The organism is Amycolatopsis sp. NPDC059657 (assembly GCF_042734395.1).
GTDB lineage: Bacteria > Actinomycetota > Actinomycetes > Mycobacteriales > Pseudonocardiaceae > Amycolatopsis.
Map to the genome: position 1 here is coordinate 28,511 of NZ_JBHWEB010000004.1, position 20,256 is coordinate 48,766.

23 protein-coding genes are annotated in these 20,256 nt (G+C 63.4%); 16 read left to right on the forward strand and 7 right to left on the reverse strand.

The features are described 5' to 3' along the window. Window positions 1-20: 20 nt before the first annotated feature. Entirely contained in the window at window positions 21-452 is a 432-nt protein-coding gene (locus tag ACFV15_RS03195; protein WP_378348480.1) for a MarR family winged helix-turn-helix transcriptional regulator, read from the reverse strand. 144 nt (window positions 453-596) lie between these two features. On the opposite strand from ACFV15_RS03195, the gene ACFV15_RS03200 reads away from it, so the two are divergent. The 3 genes from ACFV15_RS03200 (at window position 597) to ACFV15_RS03210 (ending at window position 4,621) form a co-directional block, all read left to right on the forward strand. Continuing rightward, complete coding sequence (locus ACFV15_RS03200) at window positions 597-1,532, forward strand: ATP-binding cassette domain-containing protein (protein WP_378348481.1); 936 nt, start codon at window positions 597-599, stop codon at window positions 1,530-1,532. Next, complete coding sequence (locus ACFV15_RS03205) at window positions 1,529-2,269, forward strand: ABC transporter permease (protein WP_378348482.1); 741 nt, start codon at window positions 1,529-1,531, stop codon at window positions 2,267-2,269. Before ACFV15_RS03200 ends, ACFV15_RS03205 begins: the two co-directional genes overlap by 4 nt. 126 nt (window positions 2,270-2,395) lie before the next feature. Continuing rightward, window positions 2,396-4,621 carry a family 2 encapsulin nanocompartment cargo protein terpene cyclase gene (locus tag ACFV15_RS03210; protein WP_378348483.1) on the forward strand — a complete coding sequence of 742 codons (2,226 nt, stop codon included), beginning with the start codon at window positions 2,396-2,398 and terminating at the stop codon, window positions 4,619-4,621. Between the two features lie 97 nt (window positions 4,622-4,718). On the opposite strand, the gene ACFV15_RS03215 is transcribed toward ACFV15_RS03210, so the two are convergent. Next, window positions 4,719-5,507, reverse strand: coding sequence for a M48 family metalloprotease (locus tag ACFV15_RS03215; RefSeq protein WP_378348484.1), 789 nt, complete (start codon window positions 5,505-5,507; stop codon window positions 4,719-4,721). A gap of 325 nt (window positions 5,508-5,832) precedes the next feature. Here ACFV15_RS03215 and ACFV15_RS03220 point away from each other — a divergent pair, with 325 nt between their 5' ends. Then, window positions 5,833-6,087 carry a hypothetical protein gene (locus ACFV15_RS03220; protein WP_378348485.1) on the forward strand — a complete coding sequence of 85 codons (255 nt, stop codon included), beginning with the start codon at window positions 5,833-5,835 and terminating at the stop codon, window positions 6,085-6,087. A 118-nt stretch (window positions 6,088-6,205) separates the two neighbouring features. Here ACFV15_RS03220 and ACFV15_RS03225 read toward each other — a convergent pair whose 3' ends face one another. Genes ACFV15_RS03225 through ACFV15_RS03235 form a run of 3 tightly spaced genes read right to left on the reverse strand, consistent with a single transcriptional unit; the run spans window position 6,206 to window position 8,335 of the window. Continuing rightward, window positions 6,206-7,048 carry an alpha/beta fold hydrolase gene (locus tag ACFV15_RS03225; RefSeq protein ID WP_378348486.1) on the reverse strand — a complete coding sequence of 281 codons (843 nt, stop codon included), beginning with the start codon at window positions 7,046-7,048 and terminating at the stop codon, window positions 6,206-6,208. Window positions 7,049-7,071: 23 nt separating this feature from the next. Next, window positions 7,072-8,076, reverse strand: coding sequence for an NADP-dependent oxidoreductase (locus tag ACFV15_RS03230; RefSeq protein WP_378348487.1), 1,005 nt, complete (start codon window positions 8,074-8,076; stop codon window positions 7,072-7,074). A 1-nt stretch (window position 8,077) separates the two neighbouring features. Next, window positions 8,078-8,335 carry a hypothetical protein gene (locus ACFV15_RS03235; protein ID WP_378348488.1) on the reverse strand — a complete coding sequence of 86 codons (258 nt, stop codon included), beginning with the start codon at window positions 8,333-8,335 and terminating at the stop codon, window positions 8,078-8,080. Window positions 8,336-8,459: 124 nt separating this feature from the next. Between ACFV15_RS03235 and ACFV15_RS03240 the strand changes: the two genes are divergently transcribed. From ACFV15_RS03240 to xerC, 12 genes are all read left to right on the forward strand, one after another. Further along, window positions 8,460-9,047, forward strand: a complete 588-nt coding sequence (locus tag ACFV15_RS03240; protein WP_378348489.1) for a TetR/AcrR family transcriptional regulator — start codon at window positions 8,460-8,462, stop codon at window positions 9,045-9,047. A gap of 64 nt (window positions 9,048-9,111) precedes the next feature. After that, window positions 9,112-9,318: a hypothetical protein gene (locus ACFV15_RS03245; protein ID WP_378348490.1), complete on the forward strand. Its 207-nt coding sequence runs from the start codon at window positions 9,112-9,114 to the stop codon at window positions 9,316-9,318. 107 nt (window positions 9,319-9,425) lie between these two features. Beyond that, window positions 9,426-9,866 carry a hypothetical protein gene (locus tag ACFV15_RS03250; protein WP_378348491.1) on the forward strand — a complete coding sequence of 147 codons (441 nt, stop codon included), beginning with the start codon at window positions 9,426-9,428 and terminating at the stop codon, window positions 9,864-9,866. 80 nt (window positions 9,867-9,946) lie between these two features. Beyond that, on the forward strand, window positions 9,947-10,318 hold the full coding sequence (locus tag ACFV15_RS03255; RefSeq protein ID WP_233730251.1) for a hypothetical protein: 372 nt from the start codon (window positions 9,947-9,949) through the stop codon (window positions 10,316-10,318). Beyond that, window positions 10,315-11,475, forward strand: a complete 1,161-nt coding sequence (locus ACFV15_RS03260; RefSeq protein ID WP_378348492.1) for a hypothetical protein — start codon at window positions 10,315-10,317, stop codon at window positions 11,473-11,475. The genes ACFV15_RS03255 and ACFV15_RS03260 overlap by 4 nt, the downstream gene beginning before the upstream one ends. Before the next feature lie 23 nt (window positions 11,476-11,498). Continuing rightward, window positions 11,499-13,913: a DEAD/DEAH box helicase family protein gene (locus tag ACFV15_RS03265; RefSeq protein WP_378348493.1), complete on the forward strand. Its 2,415-nt coding sequence runs from the start codon at window positions 11,499-11,501 to the stop codon at window positions 13,911-13,913. A 167-nt stretch (window positions 13,914-14,080) separates the two neighbouring features. Next, a complete protein-coding gene (locus ACFV15_RS03270) occupies window positions 14,081-14,416 on the forward strand; it encodes a helix-turn-helix domain-containing protein (protein ID WP_378348494.1) in 336 nt (111 codons plus the stop codon). Window positions 14,417-14,431: 15 nt separating this feature from the next. Continuing rightward, window positions 14,432-15,298 carry an ImmA/IrrE family metallo-endopeptidase gene (locus tag ACFV15_RS03275; protein ID WP_378348495.1) on the forward strand — a complete coding sequence of 289 codons (867 nt, stop codon included), beginning with the start codon at window positions 14,432-14,434 and terminating at the stop codon, window positions 15,296-15,298. Further along, entirely contained in the window at window positions 15,295-15,468 is a 174-nt protein-coding gene (locus ACFV15_RS03280; RefSeq protein ID WP_378348496.1) for a hypothetical protein, read from the forward strand. The genes ACFV15_RS03275 and ACFV15_RS03280 overlap by 4 nt, the downstream gene beginning before the upstream one ends. Before the next feature lie 21 nt (window positions 15,469-15,489). Next, window positions 15,490-15,909, forward strand: coding sequence for a hypothetical protein (locus ACFV15_RS03285; RefSeq protein ID WP_378348497.1), 420 nt, complete (start codon window positions 15,490-15,492; stop codon window positions 15,907-15,909). A gap of 874 nt (window positions 15,910-16,783) precedes the next feature. Beyond that, window positions 16,784-17,032 carry a helix-turn-helix domain-containing protein gene (locus tag ACFV15_RS03290; RefSeq protein WP_378348498.1) on the forward strand — a complete coding sequence of 83 codons (249 nt, stop codon included), beginning with the start codon at window positions 16,784-16,786 and terminating at the stop codon, window positions 17,030-17,032. Beyond that, window positions 17,032-18,369, forward strand: coding sequence for a tyrosine recombinase XerC (gene xerC / locus ACFV15_RS03295; protein ID WP_378348499.1), 1,338 nt, complete (start codon window positions 17,032-17,034; stop codon window positions 18,367-18,369). Before ACFV15_RS03290 ends, xerC begins: the two co-directional genes overlap by 1 nt. Here xerC and ACFV15_RS03300 read toward each other — a convergent pair. After that, window positions 18,353-18,769, reverse strand: a complete 417-nt coding sequence (locus ACFV15_RS03300) for a hypothetical protein (protein WP_378348500.1) — start codon at window positions 18,767-18,769, stop codon at window positions 18,353-18,355. The genes xerC and ACFV15_RS03300 overlap by 17 nt on opposite strands. 86 nt (window positions 18,770-18,855) lie before the next feature. Then, on the reverse strand, window positions 18,856-20,055 hold the full coding sequence (locus tag ACFV15_RS03305) for a hypothetical protein (RefSeq protein WP_378348501.1): 1,200 nt from the start codon (window positions 20,053-20,055) through the stop codon (window positions 18,856-18,858). Window positions 20,056-20,256 lie beyond the last annotated feature (201 nt).

A 20,256-nucleotide genomic window follows, 5' to 3' on the forward strand; every position in this document is an offset into this window, starting at 1 on the left:
TGAAGCCCGCTGAACCACGCTCACGAAAGCCAGGCCTCGTCATCGGTCGCGTGCGCGAGCACGCGTTGAAGCAGCACCCGAAGCGTCTCGACCTCACGCTTTCCCATACCCCGCAAGAAATCCTCCTCAGCGCGCCTCAGCGGCCCGTGCGCGTCGAAGAGCAGCCGCTCCGTCCCGGGCGCCAGCGTGAGCCGCACGGTCCGCCCGGTCGCCCCCGGCTCACGGCGCAGATGCCCTGCCCGTTCCAGCTCGCCGACCATTTCGTGCAGCGACTGCCGGGAGATCCCGAGCTGGCGCGCCAGCTCCGCCATGGTGAGCTCCGGTTCGAGCCGCAGCTGCACCAGCAGGCCGAACTGCCGGACCGTCAGCCCATGCGGGCGGAGCTCCTCGTCGGCGCGGCGGCTCGCGAGCGTGAAGGCGTAGGCCAGCAGATACGGAATCGAAGGCTTCACCGCCGAATTCTATGTCAGGAACCCTGACGATCATTTTGCGTGTCGGCGTAATCTTTTCGGGCTTTCTTCCTTCCCCAGTACCGAACGCCGAGTACCGGCGTTCCCTCGTCATGCCCTGCACACAGCCACGCCGAGGAGGCACAAGTGATCCACACTAGGGGGTTGACCAGGCATTTCCGGGTCAAGCGTGAAACCGTCGAGGCCGTACGCGGGCTCGATATCGACGTCGGCCCCGGCGAACTGGTCGCCTTTCTCGGACCGAACGGCGCGGGAAAATCGACCAGCCTGCGCATGCTGACGACCTTGCTGCCACCGACGTCCGGATCGGCGACGGTCGCCGGGCACGACGTCGCCACCGACCCGGCCGCCGTGCGCCGCAAGATCGGTTACATCGGCCAGGGCAACGGCGCCGGCGCGTACTTCCGCGTCCGCGACGAACTGTTCACCCAAGGCCGCTGCTACGCGTTGTCCGCCAAGGAATCCCACGAGCGGACCGATGAGCTGCTCGCCACCCTCGATCTCGGACCGCTGGCGAACCGCACCGCCGGGACGCTATCCGGCGGTCAGCGCCGCCGCCTGGACATCGCGCTCGGCCTCATGCACCGCCCGGATCTGCTGTTTCTCGACGAACCGTCGGCCGGGCTCGATCCACAGAACCGGGCGAACCTGTGGGAGCACATCCTGAAGCTGCGAGCGGAATCCGGCACCACGATCTTCCTGACCACGCACTATCTCGACGAAGCAGACGCGATGGCCGAGCGCGTGATGGTCATCGACCACGGCCGGATCATCGCCGACGACACCGCAGAGAACCTCAAGGCCGAGATGGCGGGTGACCTCGTCACCGTCACCACATCCGACCCCGCCGGCGCGCTCCGCGCCGCCGCCCGCGTCCCGGCCGCTCGCGACCTCACGAGTGACGGCTCGACGGTCGAATTCCGCGTACCGCGCGGCACCAAGGTGCTCCCCGAATTCCTCAAGACCGTGGAAGCGCACACCGCCGAAGTCCGCCGCCCGACCCTCGACGACGTCTTCCTGGCACTCACCGGCCGCAGCATCCGCGAAGGGGCACCCGCATGACCACGCTCACCGGCACCGGCATCGTCTTCGCCAGGGAGATCCGCCCGCAACTGCGGAATCCGATCGGTCTCGTCTTCGGCATGCTGCAGCCCTTGGTGTTCTTGTTCCTCTTCGGCTCGCTGCTTTCGGGGATCTCTTCCGGCTCTTGGCAATGGTTCGTGCCTGGCATCCTGGTCATGCTCGCGCTGTCGAGCACGACCGGCATCGGCTGGACACTGATGACCGAACTGAGTACCGGTTCGATGGACCGGATGCTCGTCACGCCACTGACGCGGACCTCACTTCTGTTAGGGCGTATGACGAAAGAGGTGCTGACCCTGCTGACGCAAGCCGTGCTCATCATCGGCATCGCGATCCCGCTCGGCTTCCGGCTGCACCTCTTCGGCGTCCTCACAGGACTTTTGATCCTCATCGGGTTCGGACTCGGTCTCGGTGCGCTGTCGAGCGCGCTGGCCATCGCGTCGAGGAAGCAGCAGACGCTCTTCTACTCCGTCCAGGAATTCCTGCTTTTCCCGCTGCTACTCACTTCCGGCATCCTGCTGCCGTTGAACACCGCCCCGAAGTGGCTAACCGTGGTCGCGCAGGTCAACCCGCTGACGTACGTCGTCAACGCCGAACGCGCGCTCTTCGCGGGCGAGTTCACCGCGTCGGGCGTCTACGGCGTCATCGCCGCCACCGCGACGGCTGTGGTGGGCCTTACCTTGGCCGCCCGGGCGTTACCGAGAGCTTCCCAGTGAGCGGACGCCCGTCGCTCGTTCGGCCGATCGACAGCGCGGCCGCCGCCCCGAATGATCAACGACGGCACTGTCCTAAAGAGATGTCCCAGCGGGATGTCGCCGTCGAACCATGAGGTAGCAGAGACTATGCAGCCGTTCCAGCTGCCCGAGTTCTACATGCCCTATCCCGCGAGGCTGAACCCGAACCTGGAGCAGGCACGTACGCACAGCAAGGCCTGGGCGTACGAAATGGACATGATCGACGTGCCCCAGCACGGGACGGTCATCTGGGACGAGCACGACCTCGACTCGCACGACTACGCCCTGCTGTGCGCCTACACCCACCCGGACTGCGACAGCACCACGCTCGACCTGATCACCGACTGGTACGTCTGGGTCTTCTACTTCGACGACCACTTCGTCGAGCTGTACAAGCGCAACCCGGATCTGGCCGGTGCCAAGGAATATCTCGATCGGCTGCCCGCCTTCATGCCCGTCGACGGCCCGATCACCGAGACGCCCGCCAACCCGGTGGAGCGCGGGCTCGCCGACCTGTGGACGCGCACGGTCGGCTCGCACTCGGCCGACTGGCGACGCCGGTACGCCTACAACACCAAGCACCTGCTCGACGAGTCGCTGTGGGAATTGGCCAATATCAGCGAAAACCGGCTGTCGAACCCCATCGAGTACATCGAGATGCGCCGCAAGGTCGGTGGCGCGCCCTGGTCGGCGAACCTCGTCGAGCACGCCACCGGCCTCGAGGTGCCCGCGTCGATCGCGAGCACCCGCCCGCTCGAAGTACTGCGCGACACCTTCTCCGACGCCGTCCATCTGCGCAACGACTTGTTCTCCTATGAGCGTGAAGTGCTCGACGAAGGCGAACTCAGCAACGGCGTGCTGGTTTTCGAGAAGTTCCTCGACATCCCGACACAGGACGCGGCCGAGGCCGTCAACGACCTGCTGACCTCACGGCTGCACCAGTTCGAGCACACCGCCCTCACCGAGGTGCCGCCCTTGCTCGACGAGCACGGTATCGACCCGGAAGGCAGACTGGCTGTTCTCGCGTACGCGAAAGGCTTGCAGGACTGGCAATCCGGCGGCCACGAATGGCACATGCGATCCAGCCGGTACATGAACGGGGGCGGCCAGGCCACCCCGTCGTCGCTGAATGGCCCGAACGGGCTGGGCACGTCGGCCGCACACATCACCTCATCGCTGCTTTCGACCGCGCCGCAACGGATCCGCAGCTTCACGCACCCACAGTTCACGCCGGTCGGGCACCTCCCGCTGCCGAAGTTCTACATGCCGTTCAAGCTCTCGCTCTCGCCGCATCTGGACACTTCCCGCGAACACGTCATCACCTGGCTGCGCGAAATGGGCGTGTTCGATGAAGTTCCATATGTCTGGAACGAAAAGAAGGCGCGCAACTACGACCTCCCGCTGTGCTCGGCCGGACTCGACCCCGACGCGACCCTCGAAGAACTCGATCTGTCGGCCGCATGGCTCGCCTGGGGCACCTACGGCGACGACTACTACCCGCTCGTTTTCGGCCGCACGGTCGACTTCGCGGCAGGCAAGGCCTGCACGGAGCGACTCAAGCAGTTCATGCCTATCGAGTCGACCACCAGCACGCCGCCTCCGGTCAGCGCGATGGAACGCGGGCTGGCCGACCTCTGGCACCGCACCGCGGGCCCGATGCCGCTCGACGCGCGCAAGATGTTCCGTGACGCCGTCGAAGTCATGCTCGACAGCTGGCTTTGGGAGCTGAAGAACCAGCACGAGAACCGCGTCCCCGACCCGGTCGACTACGTCGAAATGCGCCGCAAGACCTTCGGTGCCGATCTGACGACGAGCCTCTGCCGGTTCTCACACGGGAAGTCGGTGCCGCCGGAGATCTACCGCACGCGCACCATCCAGAACATGGAGAACTCCGCGATCGACTACGCGGCGATGCTCAACGACATCTTTTCGTACCAGAAGGAAATCCAGTACGAAGGCGAAGTGCACAACGCCGTGCTGGTGGTGCAGAACTTCCTGAACTGCGACATGACCCGCGCGGCCGCAGTCGTCAACAACCTGATGACCGCGCGAATGCGCCAGTTCGAGCACACCGTCGACATCGAACTCCCTGTGCTGTTCGAGGATTACCGGCTCGACGCGGAGGCACGCTCGACGCTCACCCGGTACGCGGACGAACTCAAGGACTGGATGGCCGGCATCCTGAACTGGCACGAGGGCTGCGTCCGCTACACCGAGAACGACCTGCGCGAGAACTTCGCGCCGCCGAAGCTGTCAGCCTTCAGCAGCGGCCCGATCGGGCTCGGCACCTCGGCCGCGCGCCTTCGGAAAGCCGGGGTGGGCGCCGCCCGTTAATGCGCGGAGTGCGCACTGGAGACGTGATCGACAGGCGATACCGGCTCGAACACGACCACCTTGGTCCCGCCGGCCCTCGCACTGCTCGACGAGCCGCTCACCGACTGAGGAGTTCCCGCAGCCGTTTGATCCGGTCGATGTGCGCGGGATGGCTGGCGAACACCCGGTCACGCCACCGCCGCCGATCGCCCCCGCTTTCCGCGAGCCACGCACTCAACACCTGAACGAGCACCTGCCCATATCCCAGCCGCGCCGCGGTCCTGTCCGCCTCGTACTCCCCGAGCCGCCGAGACCACGCCAGCACCGGGCTGAGCAACGGAATCACGAGCAGCCAAGGATTGAGGAACGCGAGCCCCGTCAGCAACCCGAGCGTCAGCAACACCGAAGCCAGCACCGCCACCACCCGCCCGAACGGCACAAAGAACCGCGCGACCGAGACCACCACCAGTGCCAGCAACCGCGCCAGCAGGATCGTCGCCCGCGCGGGCAGCTCGTACCACCACCGCAGCAACGAAATCCGCGCATGCCCGGACAGATGATGCCCGAGCTCATGCGCCAGGATCGCCTCCAAGTACCGCTCCGGCAACGTCAGCGCGGGCTTCGTGACGGCCACCATCCGCCCACCGGCCGCGAAAGCGTTGAGCGCCCGCGAATGCTCGATCCACAGCAAGTACCGGCCACCATCGATCCCCGCGGCCTCGCAAACGGCCTGCCAAGACGGTTCCAGCTTCCGCAGCTCGGCAGGCGTCGGCCGCCGCATGTCGAACATCACCCACCCCAGCAGGTTTTCCACGGACGGCACGAACATCACGCCCCCGCACAGTCCCCACGCGACCGGCACGATCCAGGCCTGCTCAGGCCAAGCGAGCCGCCCCACCAAAGCCATAACAACGGCACTACCCACAACAACCGGCACAGCCAGCAAAACCGCCGACACCACAGCCCCACCCGGCCGTCTCGGCATCACGTGCCCTCCCTCCCCGGAAAGTCAAAACAACCACAACCCCTGTTCGATGGCCAGAGGCCACGACAAAGTCGGTCCCCGATCGACCTGCCGCTGACCGATGCCGAACAAGCCGTGGTCCGGTCTCGCCGCTTGGCTGACCGGTCTGCCAGTCGCCGAAAAGAACCACCTCCTGGCGTGCGTCGTCCAGGGTGAGGCCGCACGTGTGTATGGAGCTGCTACATCGTTTCCGCGGCGAAACGCCCCGGTGTTCCCCAAGCCAACCCGCCGGACCGTGTCCGACCTGCTCGACGGCGCGGCATGGGCACGCGTCGAGCCGATGATCACCACCCGGAAACCCGCCGGCTACGACGCCGCCACCGCACTGCTCGCCGACCTCAAGGCCTTGGCCGAACGCCACGAAGGCTCCGCCACGTTCGCCGTGCGCTTAGCCGCTTTGCGGCGAACGCATACGCGCAAGCCCACCCTCATCGAAAACAGCCGAGCTGTTCACTTGAACTGAGCGGCGGCACGCTGCAGTCGCCCTGGAGACACCGCTCCGGAAGCTGCCAGACGCCACCGAACCTCGACGGACAGTGGCCATGGTTGTTTCCGTCGGCAGCGTCCGACGCCGCCGAGAGTCACGACTCGAAGAAGGCCAGGGCTTCGTCGACGAACTTGTCGTGATACTGGAAGATGCCGCCGTGTCCGGCATCGGGGTAGAGCGTGAGCTGGGCATTGGGCAGGCGCCTGGCCAGGTCGGCGGAGTTGCTGCTGGGCACCATCCTGTCGTGGTCGCCGTTGGCGACGAGGACAGGATGGTGGATGACGCTGAGGTCGGATGGCTGCCGGCGTCCCCAGTTGTGGATGGCCTTGAGCTGGTTGCGGAATGCGGTGACGGAAATCTTCTTATCCCGGTTTTCCGTGCGTTCCTTCAGTCGGTTCACGAACTGCCGGGCCGTGGCCTTTCCGTTGGCCGTGCGGGTGAAGAAGAGGTATTCCTTCGGGTCTTTGAAGGTCAGCGCGGCTTTCAAGGTGTCGAGCAGGGTGATCGGAGTGACCTTGTCGATGCCTTCGCCGCCTGCCGGGCCGGTGCCCGCGAGGATCAGCTTGCGGACGAGTCGTGGTTCCTCTTCGGCGATCACCTGGGCGACGAAGCCGCCGAGCGAGAATCCGAGGAGATCGACCTGCTCGTGGCCCAGCGCCCGGATGAAGGCGACGGCGTCGCGTGCCATCGCGGTCACCGAGCGCGGCGTTGTGCCCTGTGAGGCACCGACTCCCCGGTTGTCGAAGGTGATCACGTGGTGGCGCGCGGCGAGGCCGTCGACGACCCTGGGGTCCCAGTTGTCCAGGACCGCGGCCAGGTGGTTGAGGAAGATCACCGGGGTGCCGGTGTCCGGCCCCAGTTCCCGATAGGCGAACTTCGCCCCGCCGATGTCAACGGTCTTGGTCGGCGCGTTCTGGTAAGTGGTGAGCACACTCATGGTTCAGCTCCTGCCTGATGGCTTTATTTGACCTTGATGACGACTTTGCCTTTGGTACGTCCCTTTTCGACGTACGCCATGGCTTCGTTGGTCGATTCGAACGGGAAGACGCGGTCCATGACCGGCCGGATGATCCCGGAGTCGATGAGCGACGTGATCTCGCGGAGCTGGGCTCCGCTCGCCCGCATGAAGAGGAACGAATAGCTGATTCCGCGACGCTTGGCGGCTTTCCTGACCCGATGACTCAGGACACGCGTCACCGGCCGCAGGATCCATGGCTTTCCGATCTCCCTCGCGAAGGCGGGGTCCGGCGGGCCGGAGATCGAGATGAGTTTTCCGCCGGGCTTCAGCACCTGCAGGGATTTCATGAGCGTCGCGTTGTCGAGGCTGTTCACCACCACGTCGTAGTCGCGGAGAACGGTTTCGAAGTCGTCCTTCCGGTAGTCGATCACGACATCCGCGCCGAGACTGGTGACCAGGTCGATGTTGGCCGCGCTGGTCGTCGTCGCCACGCTCGCGCCGAGATGCTTCGCCAGCTGGATCGCGAAGGTTCCGACGCCACCGGATCCGGCGTGGATGAAGACCTTCTGCCCCTTCTTCAGGCCGGCGATTTCGATCAACGCCTGCCAGGCGGTCAAGCCGACCAGCGGGACGGAGGCCGCTTCCTCCATCGTGAGGTTCTTCGGCTTCGCGGCCAGGTCGTCTTCGTGGATGGCGATGAATTCCGCGAAGGTGCCGATGCGGTCCTTGTCCGGTCGCGCGTAGACCTCGTCGCCCGGCTTGAACTTGCGAACCCGGGCCCCGACTTGGACCACGACGCCGGCCACGTCGTTGCCCAGGATCAACGGCAGGCGGTAGGGCAGGATCAGCTTGAACTCCCCGGCCCGGATCTTGGCGTCCAGCACGTTGACGCCCGCGGCGTGAATCTGGACCAGCACGTCGTTTTCGCGCACCTCGGGCTCGGGCACGTCGGCTGCCCGCAGGTCGTTGCCGGTCTTTCCGTAGCGATCGACGGTGAATGCCCGCATGTCAGCCCGCCATCCGGTTGAGTTTGCGGACGCTCTTGCCGAAGGCCCGCGCGGGGGCGATGCGGCGCAGCACGCTGACACGCCCGGCCGTCGAACCCGCGGTGTAGCGCGGTTTCGGATCGGTTGCCGCCGCGGCGATCACCTCGGCGACGGCGGCGGCATCGTCGCCGCCGCGCATCGACTCCCTCATGACGTCTTCGAAAACGCGCCGTCGGTGCGCGTAGGCCGCCAGTGCCACCTGCGGAGATGTTGTCGTCATGGCTCCCATCCCTTTAGATTACGATCGTACTACCATAGGCACGACGAGACCTTGTGCGCAAGGATTCGGGCAGATTTGGATTATGACCGTACTAACATGGGTGACAGGCTGAGCGGAGGAGCGCATGGTGCGGTACGGGAAAGAGCACAAGCTGGCGACGAGGCAGCGGATCATCGAGACGGCCGGGCGCCGGTTCAAGCGCGACGGCATCGACGGCTCCGGTGTCGCCACGCTCATGAAGGACGCGGGCCTGACCAACGGCGCCTTCTACGCCCACTTCGAGTCCAAAGAGGACCTCGTCGCCACCGCGGTCTCCGAGCAACTACGCGGCCAGCGCGAGTGGCTCACCTCGTTCGAACCCGGTCGCGCCGGTATCGAGGCGTTGGTGCGCACCTACCTCTCACCCGAACATCGCGACAACCCCGAGGACGGCTGCCCGTCCGCCGCGCTGCTCGACGAAATCAGTCGGTGCGCGGATCCGACCAAGCAGGCGTACACGGACAGCGCCCTCGGGATCATCGACGACATCGCCACCCGACTGGTACCGCACGATCCACAGTCAGTACGCACCACGGTGCTCAGCGTCTACGCCCTGATGGTCGGAACCCTGCAGCTCGCCCGCGCCCTCGCCGACCGGAAACTCGCCGACGACGTGCTGGAAGAAGGCATCCGCAACGCCCTGACGCTGCTGGACGCCGCATCCGCGAACTGAGCCACCGCATCGCCGAAAGTGTTGCCCTCACGGGTGTAACGAAGTCACATTGCCAGGACGAGATTTGGCAGGTCAGCGACTGGTGGTCACCGGCAGGGGGAATCGGGGAGCAGGCGACGTCGGCCACCTCGGCACCGACGGCCACCTGACCTTGATCGGCCGCGCCAAGTACATGATCATCTGCGACGGGGAGGCCACCGTGATCGGCGTGCCCGACGACAAATGGGGAGCGGCCGTCGTGGCCTATGTTCAGCCACAGCACCATTTTTGACGAAAAGGCCGACACCAGCGCCACCCCTGCAAGCCGCTGAACTCGGCCCCACAGGTCACGCGGAACAGAAAAGGCCCGCGCCCCTTGAGGGCACGGGCCTTTCATATGTGGACCTTGGGGGAACTTACTACAACACAAAACCCCAGGTAGAAGCCCTGGAGACGCTGCTCCGGAAGCTGCCCGACCCCGCCACGTCCGCTCCGCCGCCCGCTGACCGGCCGAAACCAGGTCGTGCCCGGCAACTCGACGCCGTCCAGGTCCAGGAACTCATCGCTGGGTACCAAGCCGGAGCAACCGTGTACGACCTGGGTACCCGGTTCGGCATCGAGCGGCGGACGGTCAGCAACATCCTCAAACGACACGACGTGCCGATGCGCCGCCGTGGACTCTCCCCCGAGCAGGTCGACGACGCGATCCACCTCTACAACCTCGGCTGGTCCCTGGCACGAGTCGGCGAACATCTCTGTGTCGACCACACCACGGTGCTGGCCAAACTCCGCGAACGCGGCGTCCCCACCCGCGATACACATGGTCGACCTCGGTCTTGATGTACTGGGGATTCTCCCGGTGCACCGTCAGACGGTGGTACGTCGAATCGATCTCACCGAGTTCACTACGCTGATATCCCATGGTAAGGGCTCCGAAGTTCAGCGCCCGGATGTCCGGTCGATGGCGGATCGTGGCGATGAGCGGCTGGGACCGCGAGGCGATCGACCTGGTCGAGCCGGGTTACGTCGAGTTCGCCCGGAACGGGACCGGCCAGTTCGGTTTCATCGCCGTCAACGGCTGGCTGGACTGCCGCTCGGTCGAGCGGGACGGCCGGCCCGGCGTGGAGTTCACCTGGGAAGGTTCCGACGAGGGCGATCAGGTCAGCGGACGCGGCTGGGCAGTCCTGGTCGACGACAACACGATCGAGGGCCATCTGTTCTTCCACCTGGGCGACGACTCGAGTTTCCGGGCGAAGCCGTTCACCGGCGATGATGGACTGGATGAGCCGTGAGCGAATACCAGTACTACGAGTTCCTGGCGATCGACCGGCCACTGGACGACGGTGAACAAGCTGCGGTCCGGTCGCTGTCCACCCGGGCACGGATCTCTTCGACCAGCTTCGTGAACGAGTACCACTGGGGCGACTTCAAGGGTGACCCTCGCTGTCTGATGGAGCGCTACTACGACGCGCACCTATACGTCGCTAACTGGGGTACCCACCGAGTGATGTTCCGGCTGCCGTGCGATCTGCTCGATCCCGATGTCGTCGAGGACTACTGCGTCGGCGACGAGGCGAGTGCCTGGGTCACGGACGAGTTCGTCGTGCTCGACTTCACCAGCGAGGACCACGCTGGTGAGTTCGACTACGACCCCGCGAACCTGCTGTCGACGATCGTCGGAGTTCGCGCCGAACTCGCCGCCGGTGATCTCCGGCCGCTCTATCTCGCCTGGCTGGCGGCCTACGGTGCCTGGGAGCGCGATGAAGACGTTTTCGATCGTGCTGCTGACGACGATCTCGAACCACCTGTTCCGCCCGGACTGGGCACGCTCACTGCCGTGCAGCGGGCGCTGGCCGACTTTCTCCGCCTCGACGACGAGCTGATCACGATCGCGGCTCAGGCGTCTCCACCGCTGGGCCAGACGGCCGATGACCCCGATGACCTCGCCGTGTGGGTGGCTCGCCTGCCGGTCACCGAGAAGGACCGGCTCCTGGCGCGGGTAGCGCAGGGTGAGGCGGCGCGGGTGCAGATGGAGTTGCTGCGCCGTTTCCGCGGCGACACCGCTCCGATCAGCCCGATCCCAGCCCGCCGGAACGTGGCCGACCTACTCGACAACGCGGCGCAGCGACGAGCCGACCGCGACCGTCGGCTCGCCGCCGAGCGCGCCGAAGACGAGGCACGCCGGGAACAGGCGCGCCTGCTGGCCCGCGAACGACGACTCGACACACTGGCCGCTGAGGGAGACACCGCGTGGTCGCGCGTCGAGGCGATGATCGCCACCCGGAAACCGGCCGAGTACGACGCCGCCGTCACGCTGCTCACCGATCTGCAGGCGCTGGCCGAACGCGAGGACCGCTACGACACGTTCACCATCCGCACCATCGCGTTGCGGCAAACGCATGCACGCAAACCCAGCCTCATTGAGCGCCTCAACCGGGCACGCATCTGACCATCCCATCTACGGTGGGCTCTGTGAAAGACGATCTCCAGTCGGCGAAGGCTGCGGGGCTCGCGGAGGAACTTGCGGAACTCCGCGCGCTGACAACTCAGTTGCGAGCGGAGAACACGCGGTTGCTGCGGCTGTTGGAGCTGACACCGAAACAGGCGGCTCCGCCCGGCCCGATTCAGACCGGCTTCTTCGAAGCGCACCCCGGCCCGGTCGACCGGCGATCGGCCCCGGAGGTGAAGGTCGATTTCTTCGCTGCCCTGTTCGCCGCCCGCATCGACATCTACGCCACGCGATGGGAGAACTCGCGTACTGGCAAAGCTGGTTGGCTGCCGGCGGTGCGCGGCGGGTGGCGCAAGGGCGTCCGGCATGAGGACCGCGACTACCTGCCGCTGAGCAAGGACGTGCTGCGGACGCACCTGACCGGTGACGTGCATGTCGGACTGTATCCGCTGTTGGATGGTGACTTGTGCTGGTGGCTGGCGGCCGACTTCGACGGCCCGATGGCGATGCTGGATGCCCTGGCCTATCTGAAGGCCGCCAGAGCGTGCTCGGTGCCGGCCGCGTTGGAAGTGTCGCGCTCGGGCGTTGGCGCCCATGCTTGGGTCTTCTTCACCGCACCTGTGCCCGCGGAAACGGCTCGCCGACTTGGCACCGCCCTCTTGCGGGAGGCGATGGCGGTGCGTGGCCGCATGGACCTGGCCAGCTACGACCGGCTCTTCCCGTCGCAGGATGTGCTGCCTTCGGGCGGCGTGGGGAATCTGATCGCCGCGCCTTTGCAGGGCAAGGCCCGCCAGGACGGCGCGACGGCGTTCCTCGATCTGGCGACGATGGAACCACACGATGACCAGTGGGCGTACCTGTCCTCGCTCGGCCGCATCAGCCCGGCCGAGGTCAATCGGGTCGCGCGCCGCGCCGGTGGAGTCACTGTCGGTGCCGCCATCGACAAGATCGGTGCTGCGGTCTCGACTCGGATCCGTACCACCGCAACGCCCATTGTGCACGCCGGGCTCAGCTCGGGAATCCGGCTGGAATCAGGGGAGTTGACCCCAGCGCTGCACGCGACGCTGAAGCATGCGGCATCGATGACGAATCCGGTGTTCTACGAGCGCCAGCGACTCCGAATGTCCACGTGGGACACACCGCGGTTCTTGCGCAGTTACGACGAGACACTCGACGGCGGGCTCATCCTGCCCCGGGGGCTGCACGACACGGTGGCCTCGCTGGTCGAGCAGGCGGGCAGCCGCCTTGAGGTGATCGATGGGCGGCAGGCCGGCGAGGCACGGGAGTTCACGTTCGCGGCTACGCTGACCCGTCAGCAGCAAGACGCCGTAGACGACCTACGCGATCATGATCTCGGTGTGCTGGTCGCGCCGCCGGGCGCGGGCAAGACCGTGATGGCCTGCGCGGTCATCGCCGCCCATGCGACCTCCACGCTCGTGCTGGTCGACCGCAAGACCCTGGCCGACCAGTGGCGCACCCGCATCAGCGAAATGCTGGGCGTCAAAGCCGGCCAACTCGGCGGTGGTCGCCGCAAAACCCGTGGCGTGGTCGATGTCGTCATGCTGCAAACGCTGGCACGCAAGACCGACATCGAGGAGCTCACCAGCGGCTACGGGCTGGTCGTCGTCGATGAGTGCCACCACATCCCCGCCGCCGCGTTCGAGCACGCCGTCAAGCAGATCCCGGCCAGCCGCTGGCTCGGACTCACCGCCACTCCGTACCGACGCGACAAGCTGGACGACTTGATAGCCCTCCAGCTGGGCCCGATCCGGCACACCATCACACAACCCACCCGTCCCGGCGAGGACAGCACGCCCCAACTCGAATTGGACACGACCGCGCAGCGTCCGAAGCCAGTGCTCCGCGTACACGACACCGCCTACCGCTATTCCGGTGACGCCGACCCGACGAAGCCCGGCGGGATGGCGGCCATCTACCGCGATCTCGTGGCCAACGACGCCCGCCTCACCCAGGTCGTCGACGATGTGATCGCTGCGCTGAAACGAGATCGGCACTGCCTACTGCTCACCCAGTGGACCACCCACGTCGAACGGTTCGCCGAGGAACTCCGGCGACGCTCGCTCGACCCGATCGTGCTGCGCGGCGGCATGACCGCGACCGCCCGCCGCGACGCCCTCGCCCGCCTCCGACCCGCGGACGGAGTACCGCTACTGGTCGTTGCCACTGGACCATTCGTCGGCGAAGGATTCGACTGCCCCGTCCTGGACACGCTCTTCCTCGCCGCACCGATCGCGTTCAAGGGACGCCTCGTCCAGTATGCGGGTCGGATCCTCCGCGCGCACCCCGGCAAGTCCACCGCCGAAGTCCACGACTACCACGACATCAACACCGGCGTCCTGGCTTCTTCACTGGCCAAACGCGCGCCCGGCTATGTCAGCCTCGGCTTCCCCGACCCGCGCCGAGCAGCAACACGTTGAGCAGGAGTAGCCGTCGATGAGCAGGCACTTTGGGCTGCTCTTACCCGATCGACTGTGCGTCCCGCGCGCGCAGTAGTTCAGTCGTAGCGCGCTGGCGTTGCATGCCGCACTAGGCTACACTGAATCACATCAACCGATCATGATTCAGTCCATGAAGGGTGGCTGCGATGACAATGGGTGCCGGTGTGCCTATTGAGCGTGCCCGCGTTGCTGCGGGCCTCAGTCAGCGCGCCCTTGCGGACGCGACCGGCATCTCGCAGCCCACCTTGTCGAGGATCATCACCGGGGATAGAGCGGCGAAGATGCCGGAGGTGGTCGCGATCGCGTGGGCAACCGGACATACGGTCGCCCAACTCACCGAAGCTGGGACGGTGGCCGACCGCGTGCAGTGCGCCGCCCGCGCCACCAACGACTCCGACATGGATCGCATGCGTGAAGCGCTGCTGCACTTCCTGGAACTGGACAACTACCTGGACGACCAGGCCATCCCCGCCACGGTCTGATGTGGATAGATCATCTTGAGCGCTGAAACTGAAGGTCGTACTGCCGCCGCGCGGTTCCGCCAAGAGCACCACCTGGGCGTGCAGCCGTTGGGTGACCTTGTGGCAATCATTGAGCAGGCGACACGGATCGACGTGGCCGTACTCGATGTCGGCCCGGATGAACACGGCCTCACAATGCGAGACCCTGCGCGCGGCGCCGTGTTCATCGGCGTCGCGCGCACCCCGAACCCGATGCGACAACGCAGCACGCTTGCCCACGAACTTGGCCACGTGCTGTTCGAGGACTGGGCTGACAACGGTACGGGCAACTGGAGCGAACGCAGCCCCGCGGAGATTCGAGCCGACGCCTTCGCGCGGCACCTGCTCGTACCGGTCGAGGGCTTGCGTGAGTTCCTCGAAGATCGAGAGTTCGTGACCCAAGTCACCCTCTCTGCGGTCGTTCAGCGATTCTTGGTATCACCCCAGATTGCCGCCATCGCCCTGCATCAAGCCAATTACGTCGATGACGACACCAAGCAGGAGTGGATGGCGCTGACCGCGCCACAATTGGCGTCCCGGTTCGGGTGGAGTGATCAGTACCGCGCATTGCAGGCCGACTCCAATCAGCGGAGGGCACCGCAACAGTTGCTCGCCCGCGCGATCAGGGGCTACGCGGAGGCGGTGGTGCCTGCGCAAGCCATCGCCACCTTGCGCGGCATCACACTGGAGGCCGCCGAGGCGGACCTGCGTGAGGCAGGTGTCGTGCCCGCCGAGCAGGAGATCGCGTGGGCCGCTCCCGCCGAACTACCCGACGTGCACGTAGATCTGGCGGCTCTAGAAGAGGATCTCAACGCGCCAGACGACAACGGCCAGGTTACGGCGACAGAGAGAAACTCAGGATGAGCCACCGGCCGATCATCGACGCCGGCCCCGGCCTGAATTTCCTCTCGATCAACAAAGAGCGCCTCCTCATCGAGATCCTGGGTCCGCTCAGCACCCCGGAGACCGTGCAAGACGAAGTGCTCCGCAAGGCCCGGCAGGATGGGCGCTTCCGCTCCGCCGCAGTGGTCTAGCACAAACTGACGCCCAAATGGGTGCAGATACTCTCCGATGACCAGACACCCGAACTTGCAGCGGTCGTCCATCGGATCACCCAGCTACCCATGGAAGAACGGCTGAAACACCCGAAAGATCTGGGCGAGACAATGGTCATCGCGCACGCGGTCGTCGCCGCCGAATCCGGCGAGACAGTGACCGTGCTCATCGACGACGGGTCAGGAGCGCGGATCGCCACTTCGGAGATCAACCGACTCAGACGGCTCCGGACCAGCGGTCAAACTGTGGGGTCGATTTTGCTAGTGAGCACGCTGACCATTCTGGAGCGCGCGGCGGGCGGACTGCACATTCCAGACAAGGCCACGATGCGTAACATCTACGACCGGCTGCGCGGTCTCGATGACGGCCTACCGCCGATCCAGAACACCAACCTACTGTCAGCTGCTTACTGGTCCTAGACTTGGGCGATCCTCGCCCTTGTCCGCTGAACCGGAAGCAGTCCACCCGCAGCGTCCTCTTCGCTGGAGAAGACATCCGGATGCTGCCGGATTATCCTCAGTGAGAGATCCAGATCAGCGTCAGCAGCCTTGCTGGCGAACAGCAAGATCCTCGTCCCCGTCCGCGTGACCGACGAACCCTCGCGACAGGGTGGTGACTTCTCATGGCCAAACCAAAGAAGCGGCAACACAAGCCCCGAACCCGCGTGTCGAAGATCCGGATTCACGGTGTACGGCACGATCCACCAGACGCGCACAAGATCGCCAAGGTCCTCGTTGAGATCGCAAGAAGCCTGGATGACGACCCAGGCAGTCCTACCAAAGTTCTAGTAAGCGACCCAACGTGCCGCGCCAAAACCCCTGACACAGATGAACCCCCTGCGAGCGCCTGACCTGGGATTTCCAAGCGCTCAGGGGGTTCATCTGCAACTTCATGTGTGGAGCTTACGAGGGTCTATCACAACCGCCCTGACCTAGCGGATTCCCTGGTCAGGGCCGTACAGCGTCTCACCAAGGCCCAGCAGCAACCTCGTCGCCCCCGGCGAAGTGTCCAGTCGACCGGTCGGAGCGAGCGACAGTGGCGAGTAACTGACCGACTCGATGATGCGTCCGTCCGGCTCATCTGCCAGGCAGCTGCAAAGGGCGCATCCAAGCGAGCGCTGGCCGAGCAGTACGGCGTCTCGCTCAGCAGTGTGCAGCGACTCGTCCGGGCGCATCTGAAGCGCCAAGCCGACGCCCCTTGAGATCTCTCCCGGTCTGGTCGTCTCGCCAATCGACGACCAGACCGGGGGCGGCCTCCGTCCCGACCAACAACTAAATAGAGAGGAGGTGAACTATGTTCACTGAACTAGCACGACCAGCCCGACTGCTCTGGCGACGACTCGCCACACCGCAGGAACCGGCTGACGTTAAGCCTGTACTGCTCACCATCACCGAGGTGTGCGCCATGTTGCGCATTAGCCGGTGGAGCGTCTACCAACTCATCAACTCTCGGCGGCTAGCCAGTGTCCAGATTGGCAGACGTCGCCTTGTCGAGCTAAGCGCCATACGCGCTATGTTGCGGGCAGAGAGCGAGACCGCTTGATGGCTGGGCGTAACGCCAACGGTGAGGGAACGATCTATCGCCGGAAGGATGGGCGGTACGAGGCTGCCATATTCGCCCAAACTACAAGCAGCAAAAGAAAACGCGTCCGCATCTACGGAAAGACGCGTAGGGAAGTCCACGAAAAGCTTGCAGAACTCAAGGGGAAGACACAGCAAGGCATCCCTATACCTGATAGAGAATGGAAGCTTGGGGCATACCTCGACTACTGGCTAGAAAACGAGGTTGCGAAGGCCCGTCCGCTGACGCATGTGCGTTACGAGTCGGTTGTACGTCTACACCTGAAGCCGCATATAGGTCAACTGCGACTAACGCAACTCACGGTCCCGATGTTGCAAACATTTTTCGATCAGCAGGCAGTCGACGCTACAAGTCCTTCCACCTTGCATAACATGCGCAAGGTCTTGAGCGCAGCATTAACATCCGCACAGCGGCTTGAAATCGTCTTTCGCAACGTTGCCCGCCTGATCAAGCTGCCCAGGTACAAAGCTAAAGAGAATACGCCTTGGACTGTCGATGAATCGAGAAGCTTTCTCCAAGCCGTCAAGACGCACCGACTCTACCCGGCCTACTTGCTGTGCATACTTTACGGTTTTCGGTGCGGAGAATTGCTCGGTCTTCGTTGGACTGACGTAGACTTTTCCGAGCGCCTGATTCACGTTCGCCAACAGCTCCAAAGAGTGCGCAATAGACTTCAAACCGCAGACCTTAAAACAGACGCCGGAAGACGAGATGAACCCCTTGTATCACTAGCAGCCGAGGCGCTTTCAGCACATTTTCAAGCCGCCAAGGGAGCCGAACTGGTCTTCACCACCAAGCTGGGAACCCCCATTGAACCGCGCAACTTCTTGCGAGACTTCCAAGCAATATGCGACCGGATTGGGTCGCGGCGCATAAAGGTGCACGATCTCCGCGACACAAGCGGCACCATGCTAAAAGACCTGAAGGTGCCAGATAGGGACATTCAGGTCATACTCGGTCACTCTAATGTCAACACAACTCGTCGCTATTACCAACACGTATCGCTCGACAATCAGCGAGATGCGTTAGAAAAAGTCGAGCGCTTGTTCATCCGTACGGCAGTAGTTACGCGTTGCCGTCAAACGTTGCCGTCAAATCAAGCAAACGTTGACCAAATTGCATCACTTATCAGTGGTGCCCCGGGTTGGACTCGAACCAACGACCTTAGGCTTAGAAGGTCAGCTTTTGACCCTTTTGTCAATAGGTTTCAATCTATTAAAGAAGCAGTTAGCGAGCGTTCAAGGCAGTGGATATTAGGTTGCGTTGCCGTCAGTGCCGCCGTCAAAGAAAGCAAATAATTGCCTCATCGCCACCGCCTCCATACCCAGGTAGATCTTTAAGCACTGCCACAGGTTGGATAATGTATCGAAGCTCACGCGGAAGATCGCCCAGGACAACCTCACCTTCATGCAAAGCAAATAGTTCAGCAGCGCTGAGCACAGGCACCGAAGGCGACTCCTCAACTGGTACGTCTCCCACGGTTGCTCGAACAGACTTTTTGTCGAAGACCAAGACGACAACGTTGTAGGTAGGATCCCAGAAGGTTCCGATTTCAGAATCTAGGTTGTAGCGTCTTAGAGTGCGGTCAGGTACGTGAATTCTGTGATACTCATCGACTGTCAGGACTTGTCTCACGCCTTTGTCATACTGCCCTAGAAGCTCGTGCATCGCCTCCTTAAAAAATACCCCGGTGTTCATATGCACTCATTTACGCACACCAGCATCGCTAAATCAAGCAGGTCAGCCTTTAGACTGCGCGGCTGTCAAACATACTTGAACTAGCCTCAGCGTCCTTCCAGCGGTGACCGATACCTGCAACGATTATTCGACCAACCGTTCAGAGAGTCGCCGAAGTGCTTGTAGATATCCTTGCTGAACTTCACTCGGTCGCTCGGAACGCTCTCGTATCGACCACCTAATTCGGCCCACTCCTCCGCAGTTGCCTGGGCCGAAGCGTAAAGAAACTTGTCGTACAGTGTTGGCTCGTTGAAGAGGAACCAGAAGTAAGAGAATTCATCGCGAATTCGCTTGGTCAACTCACGCAACTCGGCCGTTGCAACGTCCGAAAAGTACTTCGTAGATGCAGCTTCAAACAACCCTGCAATTTCATCAACCAGACTGGCAACAAGGTAGCAGACGTAGATATTGGCTAGCAACGTGGCAACCGGTGAATACGGTTGTGGGAGCCCGGCACTTGTACCACCCTTATGATGATTGCGATCAACATGCAGATCACGGGCCGCGCCATGTGTCGGATGCAGAAACTTACCCAAGAAGGTGTAGTGCGCCTCTATGCGAGTCAATGCCGCCTTGTCGACCAGACCGTTTAGCTCCAAGCACTGCAAAAGTGCGTCATACGAGAGGTAGAAACGATACCGCTCAGTCGCGTTCTCTCGATGGCGCTTCATTGCCTCCTTCCCAATTTCGCCAATATCCCGATAGCTGAAGTAGTCACCTTCCGGAAGACGCATTGTTTCAGGATGGAAGTCTTGAAAATGAAAATAGTGAACCGGGATCACAAACTCAGGCTCATCCTTGGCCTTCACACCCTCGTAGATATACATAACGTGTCGCTTGGCGCGCGGATACTTCTCTACGCCGATGCAGTTGGTCTTTCCGTCAGCAGCCTCTTTGATCTGCGCTGCTTGCCGCTCAGCCAAGTACTCCTTGAACTTGCTCTCAGTCAGGTCTGCCCGATCCTGCAACCTGAAGTACTTATTGCCACGACACATCAGCATGTACAGCAGGTAATGTTCCAGCAAGGACCTACAGAGACCAAGCGCATCTGCCACCTTGCCGGCCTTGAGCAGCCATAGACAACTTTCGACAGTCTCCATGCGAAGGTTGACGAATTCCGTCATGTCGTCGTACATCATGTTGCCGACTTCACCAACGACGATCTTGTTGCCCCACGCTGCATACTCGGTCAACAGTTGACGCGTAAGCGCACTAACTCGGGAAATCTCGGCTTCAACATCACTCATACCCAATTGTACTACGGGCACCCAGCCAGAAGCACACACGAAGACCAGACCAGAGTTAATCTTCTTTTAAGAATCAGATGCCATAATGACTAAAGGGCACGGGTCAACTTGCCGCTCAACCGGCAAGTGTTAGGGTCTAAACCTTGCAGCCAAAAAGAAGCTTAGGAGTTTAGGCCCCCCCCCCCCCCCCCGTGAGGGGGA

What these genes read in the sequence shown, in the direction of transcription:
- ACFV15_RS03215 (WP_378348484.1), bottom strand. Translation starts at nt 5,507, where the DNA reads ATGGCTTTGGTGGGGCGGCTCGCTTGGCCTGAGCAGGCCTGGATCGTG.
- ACFV15_RS03270 (WP_378348494.1), top strand. Translation starts at nt 14,081, where the DNA reads ATGACAATGGGTGCCGGTGTGCCTATTGAGCGTGCCCGCGTTGCTGCG.
- ACFV15_RS03305 (WP_378348501.1), bottom strand. Translation starts at nt 20,055, where the DNA reads ATGAGTGATGTTGAAGCCGAGATTTCCCGAGTTAGTGCGCTTACGCGT.
- ACFV15_RS03235 (WP_378348488.1), bottom strand. Translation starts at nt 8,335, where the DNA reads ATGACGACAACATCTCCGCAGGTGGCACTGGCGGCCTACGCGCACCGA.
- ACFV15_RS03290 (WP_378348498.1), top strand. Translation starts at nt 16,784, where the DNA reads ATGTTCACTGAACTAGCACGACCAGCCCGACTGCTCTGGCGACGACTC.
- ACFV15_RS03210 (WP_378348483.1), top strand. Translation starts at nt 2,396, where the DNA reads ATGCAGCCGTTCCAGCTGCCCGAGTTCTACATGCCCTATCCCGCGAGG.
- xerC (WP_378348499.1), top strand. Translation starts at nt 17,032, where the DNA reads ATGGCTGGGCGTAACGCCAACGGTGAGGGAACGATCTATCGCCGGAAG.
- ACFV15_RS03205 (WP_378348482.1), top strand. Translation starts at nt 1,529, where the DNA reads ATGACCACGCTCACCGGCACCGGCATCGTCTTCGCCAGGGAGATCCGC.
- ACFV15_RS03280 (WP_378348496.1), top strand. Translation starts at nt 15,295, where the DNA reads ATGAGCCACCGGCCGATCATCGACGCCGGCCCCGGCCTGAATTTCCTC.
- ACFV15_RS03225 (WP_378348486.1), bottom strand. Translation starts at nt 7,048, where the DNA reads ATGAGTGTGCTCACCACTTACCAGAACGCGCCGACCAAGACCGTTGAC.
- ACFV15_RS03240 (WP_378348489.1), top strand. Translation starts at nt 8,460, where the DNA reads ATGGTGCGGTACGGGAAAGAGCACAAGCTGGCGACGAGGCAGCGGATC.
- ACFV15_RS03230 (WP_378348487.1), bottom strand. Translation starts at nt 8,076, where the DNA reads ATGCGGGCATTCACCGTCGATCGCTACGGAAAGACCGGCAACGACCTG.
- ACFV15_RS03255 (WP_233730251.1), top strand. Translation starts at nt 9,947, where the DNA reads ATGGTAAGGGCTCCGAAGTTCAGCGCCCGGATGTCCGGTCGATGGCGG.
- ACFV15_RS03300 (WP_378348500.1), bottom strand. Translation starts at nt 18,769, where the DNA reads ATGAACACCGGGGTATTTTTTAAGGAGGCGATGCACGAGCTTCTAGGG.